At 72.2% G+C, this 6,512-nt stretch carries 6 protein-coding genes; 2 read left to right on the forward strand and 4 right to left on the reverse strand.

What is annotated here, in order from left to right; all coding sequences use genetic code 11:
• Positions 1–110: 110 nt before the first annotated feature.
• Positions 111–1,295, forward strand: coding sequence for an FAD-dependent monooxygenase (locus tag DSY14_RS26270; RefSeq protein ID WP_211719300.1), 1,185 nt, complete (start codon positions 111–113; stop codon positions 1,293–1,295).
• Positions 1,296–1,576: 281 nt separating this feature from the next.
• Here the strand turns inward: DSY14_RS26270 and DSY14_RS26275 are convergent, their stop codons facing one another.
• The 3 genes from DSY14_RS26275 to rarD all read right to left on the reverse strand — a co-directional run bounded on the left by DSY14_RS26275 (position 1,577) and on the right by rarD (position 4,883).
• Positions 1,577–2,827, reverse strand: coding sequence for a hypothetical protein (locus DSY14_RS26275; protein WP_211719301.1), 1,251 nt, complete (start codon positions 2,825–2,827; stop codon positions 1,577–1,579).
• Between the two features lie 185 nt (positions 2,828–3,012).
• Complete coding sequence (locus DSY14_RS26280; protein WP_211719302.1) at positions 3,013–3,816, reverse strand: hypothetical protein; 804 nt, start codon at positions 3,814–3,816, stop codon at positions 3,013–3,015.
• A 113-nt stretch (positions 3,817–3,929) separates the two neighbouring features.
• Positions 3,930–4,883: an EamA family transporter RarD gene (gene rarD, locus DSY14_RS26285; protein WP_211719303.1), complete on the reverse strand. Its 954-nt coding sequence runs from the start codon at positions 4,881–4,883 to the stop codon at positions 3,930–3,932.
• 70 nt (positions 4,884–4,953) lie between these two features.
• On the opposite strand from rarD, the gene msrA reads away from it, so the two are divergent.
• The gene (gene msrA, locus DSY14_RS26290) at positions 4,954–5,625 is read left to right on the forward strand and encodes a peptide-methionine (S)-S-oxide reductase MsrA (protein WP_211719304.1); all 672 of its coding nucleotides are present in this window, start codon (positions 4,954–4,956) and stop codon (positions 5,623–5,625) included.
• 32 nt (positions 5,626–5,657) lie between these two features.
• Here the strand turns inward: msrA and map are convergent, their stop codons facing one another.
• A complete protein-coding gene (gene map / locus DSY14_RS26295) occupies positions 5,658–6,440 on the reverse strand; it encodes a type I methionyl aminopeptidase (RefSeq protein ID WP_211719305.1) in 783 nt (260 codons plus the stop codon).
• Positions 6,441–6,512 lie beyond the last annotated feature (72 nt).

Genomic DNA, 6,512 nt, shown 5'->3' on the forward strand with positions numbered 1-6,512 from the left:
GTCCTCTCCCGCACGCCCGCCCGGTCGACGGTCACGGGGGACCCGTTGACGCCGATTTGAACGTACGTACAATCGAAAAGGAATCCACGTTCCCGTCTCGGGAGGACGACATGACAGGCGAACGCGTGCTCATCTCCGGCGGCGGTGTCGCCGGCCCCGCCCTGGCGCACTGGCTGCACCGCTACGGTTTCCGACCCACCATCGTCGAGCGGGCACCGGCCGTGCGCACCGGAGGCCACCGGGTCCAGATCGAGGGGGTCGGCGTCGACGCCCTGCGCCGTACCGGCCTCCTGGAGGAGGCGCGGCGGGCCGCCGGCGCGCCACCGGAGGAGATCCGCTTCGGCTACGGAGGGCGGCGGGAGGTGGTGATCGACGGCGCGTCGCTGGTCACCGAGGAGACCGGCCTGGTGATCCGCCGGGGCGATCTCTGCGCACTCCTGTACCGCCACACCCGCGAGGACGTCGAGTACCTGTTCGACGACGCGATCACCGCACTCCGGGAGACCGACCACGGCGTCACGGTGTCCTTTCATCACCGGGAGCCGCGTGAGTTCGACCTCGTCGTCGGAGCGGACGGCATCCACTCCCACACCCGTGCGCTGGTCTTCGGTCCCAAGGAACGCTTCCGCCGGTACCTGGGAACCAACATCGCCCTCTTCGACATCGAGGACCACCTCGGGCTCACCGACCACGTGATCGGGCGGGTCCGGCCCGGTCGGGGCGTGCTGCTCGCGCCGTACCCGGAGACCGGCCGGCTGGAGTGCACCATCCTCACCCGGGACGCCGAACCGCTGGTCGACGTCGCGGAGCACAAGCGCCGGTTACGGGAACGCTTCGCCGAGGACGGGGAACCGATGCGGAGTGTGCTGGCGGGTATGGACGGCGCCACCACGGCCCACGTGTCGCCCTCCGTCCAGATCCACATGGACTCCTGGACCCGGGGCAGGGTGGCCCTGGTGGGCGACGCCGGGTACTGCCCCGACCCGATGACCGGTCAGGGGAGCACCCTCGCGCTCGTGGGCGCGTGCGTCCTGGCGGGTGAGCTCGCCCGGGCTCGGGGGGACCATCGTGTCGCCCTGCCCGCCTACGAGCGGGCGATCCGCGGGTTCGTCGACGCCAACCTCGCCCTGGGCGGTACCAACACCGCCTTCGCCGCCCCGGACACCGGTGAGTGGGGGTTGCGCGTGCGGTTCCTGTTGTACGGGGCGCTGATCCGGTTCGCCTCGCTGGTGGGGTCGCTGCCGGGGGCGAGACGGGCCTACACGTTCCCGCTGTCCGACCACGTCCTGGTCTGACCCGGGAGGCGGGACGGGCCACCCTCTCGACACGGAGAACGGCGCCGCCCCGGGTGCGTGGGGCGGCGCCGTCGTCGCGGGTGGTGTCACGGGAGGTCCCGGGGACCGGTTCTCGAACCGGTGGGGGTGATCGTGCGGGCGCCGTCGGAGCGCGCCTCCCGCAACCCCGGGAGGCGGCGTCGGTGGGAGGGCGAGAACGTGCCCTCCCACCGGAGATCCCCGACGTCGGGGCGCCCGCACACGGTCCGCCGCGGAGCGGCAGGACCGGACCAGGCGGACTCCTAGCTGATCACGGGGAGCGCCTCGGAACCGGGCAGGTCCATGAAGGTGGGGTGCTCGACCATGCCCTCGGGGGTCTCCTGCTCGGCGGTGCCGCCCTCGATGGACACGAGGTCGCTGGTGTCCAGGTCGTTCAGCAGGTCCGTGCCGCGGCTCAGGCCGGCGACCAGGTCCTCGGCGGTGGTGGTGTCCATGCCCTCGGCGAGACGGGGGAGCTCGGCGTCGGCCAGGGGGCCGTTCAGGTCCACGGGCTCGGCCTCGCCGATCATGGACGCGCCCTCGATCAGGCCGTCGGTGAGGTCGGTCAGTCCCGGGGTCTGGGGCGCGCTCTGCGGCACGGTGGTCGCCTCGTCGTCCCAGGCGCGGTTGCCCACCATGCCCAGGACCTCGTCCTCGCCCAGGTTCACGTAGTTGTCCGCGGTCAGCTCGGTGGACTCGACCACGTCCTGGATCTGACCGGGGGTCTCGACGCCGAAGCCGGCGGCCAGGTCCCACACGTTGGGCGCGGTGGGCAGCTCGGCCTCGGAGTGGCTCATGGGCAGCGTGGCGCCCTGGCCGCGCAGCGGGTCGAGGTCGTTCAGCACGAGGCTGTTGTCACCGGTCAGGTCGCCGAAACCACCGAGGTCGGACATACCGGTCAGCTCGCCGAGCCCGTCCAGGTTGCCGACCTGCGAGAGCGAGGGCGCCTCGGACAGCTCGGGCAGACGCTGACCCTCCAGGTCAGGCAGGGTGACGAGTTCGTCGCGCAGCTCGGTGACGGCCACGGCGGTGTGCGGCAGCACCTCGCGGGCCTTGCCCTCCACGGAGTCACCGGCCCCACGGGCGGTGTCCTCCAGCGCCACTCCGGCGTCCTGGGCGGTGGTCTCCACCGCGGCCCCGGCGGAGTGGCCGATGGTGTCGTGCGGGTCCCCGTCGAGGCCGGTGGCGTCCTGGACCTCGGTGACCGTGTCGGCCAGCGGGGAGTCGGGGAGCGCCGCACCCAGGTCGGGGGCGCCCCGCTCCGGGTCGTTCGCGCTGGCCTGCAGCTCCTCCAGGGCGGTGCCGGCGATCGGCCCCACACCCTCGGGCGCGACCTTGTTCATGGTGGGCGCCACGCCCTCGACGAGAGCCCGCTCGACGGCGGGGGAGGCGACGTCGGACAGGGAGGACTGCAGGCCCTCGGCTCCGGCGATACCGGCGCCGAGTGCCACGAAGCCGGCGGCGCTCGCGGCGAGGATCAACGTGCGGGCGGTCAGGCGTGTGGAGTGGGTCATGGGTTTCCTTCCTCAAGCTGTTGCTGGGTCGGCCGCGGGGCGCGGCCTGGCTGAGCCGGGGCGGACCACCGGCTGACGTGAATCACGTGAACGACGGCACGGGACTCAGGTCAGCTCCCAGAGAGCGCGAGAGTGCACTGGGAACGGTCCGAGGGACGCGTGGGAACGCGTGGTCGGGCCGTTCGCTAGTCGGGCGAGACCGTAGGGTCGGCGGCCGGGTCCGCGGGCGTGGCGTGCGGGGCACGGGCGCGGACGAGCACGCTGCCGGAGTCGAGGTCGGGCAGAGCCGCGACCGCGAGGTAACCGGCGACGGCGGCCGGGGCCGCGGTCGGTGCGTTGGCGGAGGAGACCGTGGAACCGGTGGTGGCCTGGGTCCGCGGCGCGTCGCCGGGATCGACCGTGGCGGCCTCGGCGTGCGCGGTGTCCTGTTCCGGAGCCGCGTCCTCATGGTCGCGGACCGGCTCCGCCTCCGTCGGGAGCGTGTCCGGGGCGGTCGGGTCCTCGGTGGTCCCGTCGGCGGCCTCGGCCGTGGTGGCCGGGTCGGAGGAGTCGGACGATCCGTTCTCGGACCGTTCGGTGGCGGTGCCGGAGGTCGGCGCGTCCGGTTCGACGAGGGGCGGCACCAGACCGTGGTCGCCGGCCTCCTCGCGGGTCCGGTCGATCTCGGTGACGACCCCGCGCACCTCACCGCGTACCTCGGTGACGGCCGGTTCGGGCAGGGCGACGGCGGACGCCGCGGCCTCGCCGGTGCCCTTCTCCACGCGTTGGTGGACGGTGCCGAGGGTGTCCACCACCGGGGTGGTGACCTCCTCGACGCGCTCCAGACCCAGGTTCCCCAACGGGTCGGACAGGGTCTCGGCCTGCGCCGGCGCGGCCAGGAGCCACAGGGCGGCGAGCAGGGTGCCGAACAGGAACAGGAGAGCGGGTGCGGCCACGCGCAGGCCCGAGGCGGCACGGAGCGTGCCGGTCGGGTTGGTGCGAGGCTTCACGGAGACCCTCCGGGACAGGCGGCCAGGTCGGGGCGGGACGGAGCCCGACGCCCACGACCAGACGTTAGCACAGTGTCACTGAGGGTAGTTTCGGTTCCCCGAAACCGAAGAGGTCACTCTCTGGTCGTCGGTGGGGTCGAGGTCGAGGGCACGTCCGGCAGGCCCCCCGTCTCGGACAGCGCGGCCGACCGCCGTCGGGACGACCGCACCTGGTCGAAGGCGAACACGCACACGGCCAGCCACACGAGCCCGAAGCCCACCCAGCGGCTCGGGGGCATGTCCTCGCCCTGCAGCAGCCAGCCGATGAGGAACATCATGGTCGGCGCGATGAACTGGAGCATCCCGATCACGCTCAGCGGCACCCGACGGGCGGCCATCCCGAACAGCAGGAGCGGGATCGCGGTCACGAAGCCGCCGCCGATCAGCAGGGCGGTGTGGCCCGGGGAGACGGAGAAGGTGGTTCCGGCCCCCGTGGCCTCCAGGTGGATGACGTAGCCCAGTGCCGGCAGGAACATCACCAGCGTCTCAACGGTCAGGCTCTGCATCCCGTCCAGGCTCACGTACTTCTTCACCGCCCCGTAGGCGGCGAACGAGGCGGCCATCAACAGGGAGAGCCAGGGCGTGGAGCCGTAGGCGACGGTCATCACGACCACCGCGGCACCGCCCAGCCCGACCGCGACCCACTGGGCGGCGCGCAGGCGTTCGGCGAAGAGCAGCACGGCCAGGCAGACGGTCATCAGGGGGTTGATGAAGTAGGCCAGGGAGGCCTGGAGGGTCTGGGTGATGGAGACCGAGTAGATGAACCCCCACCAGTTGACCGAGATGAGCACGGCCGCGGCGGCCACCGGCAGCAGGCGCCGAGGGTCCCGGAGGACGGGGAGCAGCCACGCCAGGCCGCGCCGCGCGAGCAGGAGCAGGACGCACATCGCCACCAGGGCCCACACCATGCGGTGGGCGAGGATCTCGGTGGGTTCGGAGGAGGAGAGGAAAGGCCAGTACAGGGCGGCGAAGCCCCACAGGAGGAAGGCGCCCGCCCCGAGGGCGACGCCGCGGTTGGAGTCCGGCACAACGGCAATGGTAGGACGAATCGTCCGTCCTGTCCTCCCCGGGTCGGCCACCTGGGGATAGCCTGGGGGCATGTTCGGTAGAAAGACGACCATGGTCGAACCCACCCGTGCCCTGCCGGGACGGGACACTCCGATCGAACCGCCCTTCGGGCACACCGTCCTGGGGACCTCCCTGACCCCGCCCTATCCCGAGGGAAGCGAGATCGCCGACCTCGGCATGGGCTGCTTCTGGGGCGCCGAGCGCGTGTTCTGGCGGCTCGGCGCCGAACGCGGCGTCATCACCACCGCGGTCGGCTACGCGGGCGGATACACGCCCAACCCCACCTACGAGGAGGTGTGCTCCGGCGCGACCGGCCACACCGAGGCCGTGCGGGTGGTCTTCGACCCGGAGAAGATCTCCTACGCGGAGATCCTCAAGATCTTCTGGGAGGGGCACGACCCCACGCAGGGGATGCGCCAGGGCAACGACGTCGGCACGCAGTACCGGTCGGCGATCTACCACCACTCCGAGGCCCAGCGGGAGACCGCCGAGGCCACCCGGGACGCCTTCCAGCCGGCCCTGACCCGGTCCGGGTTCGGCGCCATCACCACCGAGATCGCCCCGCTCCGGGCGTTCTACTTCGCCGAGGACTACCACCAGCAGTACCTGTCCGAGGCCAAGAACCCCAACGGTTACTGCGGGATCGGTGGAACCGGCGCGAGCTGTCCGATCGGGGTGGCCACGACCGACCAGGCGGACTGAGCGGGGACGTCGGTCACCGGGGCGGGCCCGACTCACACGCGAGCCCGCTCCGGCAGTGTGAGGATCTCGGCGCCGTCCTCGGTGATGGCGACCGTGTGTTCGCTGTGCGCGGTCCGGCAGCCCGTCGCGCTCCGGAGCGTCCACCCGTCGGGGTCGGTGACGAGCTCCGCGGTGTCCGCCATGACCCACGGCTCCAGGGCCAGCAGTAGTCCGGGGCGCAGGGTGTGACCTCGACCGGGCCGTCCCGTGTTCGCGACGTGCGGGTCCTGGTGCATCGTCGACCCGATGCCGTGCCCCCCGAACTCGGTGTTGATCGGGTAGCCCGCCGCACCGAGGACGGTGCCGATGGCGTGCGAGATGTCACCGACGCGGGCTCCGGGGCGGGCCGCGGCGATCCCGGCCGCCAGCGCCCGTTCGGTCGCGTCGATCATCGCGACGCTCTCCCGGGGCCTCGCCTCACCCACGATGAAGCTGATGGCGGCGTCCGCGGCGACCCCGCCCCGGGAGACCGCGAGGTCGAGTGTCAGCAGGTCGCCGTCGGCGAGCGCGCGGTCGTACGGCAGGCCGTGGAGCACGGCGTCGTTGACCCCCGTGCAGATGTAGTGGCCGAACGGCCCGCGTCCGAAGGACGGCGCGTAGTCCACGTAGCAGGACAGGGCGTCCGCCTCGGCGATCATCTCCCCGGCCCACCGGTCGATGTCGAGCAGGTTCGTGCCGACCGCACAGCGGCTCTTCAGGGTCTGGAGGATGTGGGCGACGAGCGCGCCCGTGTCCCTGGCCCGGGTCAGTTCGGTGGGGGTCAGGATCTCGATCATGCCGCGTCCTTCTCGTGAATCCAATAACTATACCGGCCATACTATACCGGCTTCCGGGGCGGGCGTACGGGG

It is taken from the genome of Nocardiopsis sp. MG754419 (genome assembly GCF_018207095.1).
Classification (GTDB): domain Bacteria; phylum Actinomycetota; class Actinomycetes; order Streptosporangiales; family Streptosporangiaceae; genus Nocardiopsis.

Excerpts from the sequence above, each read along its gene's own strand:
- DSY14_RS26270 (WP_211719300.1), top strand. The coding sequence starts at position 111 with ATGACAGGCGAACGCGTGCTCATCTCCGGCGGCGGTGTCGCCGGCCCC.
- msrA (WP_211719304.1), top strand. The coding sequence starts at position 4,954 with ATGTTCGGTAGAAAGACGACCATGGTCGAACCCACCCGTGCCCTGCCG.
- map (WP_211719305.1), bottom strand. The coding sequence starts at position 6,440 with ATGATCGAGATCCTGACCCCCACCGAACTGACCCGGGCCAGGGACACG.
- DSY14_RS26275 (WP_211719301.1), bottom strand. The coding sequence starts at position 2,827 with ATGACCCACTCCACACGCCTGACCGCCCGCACGTTGATCCTCGCCGCG.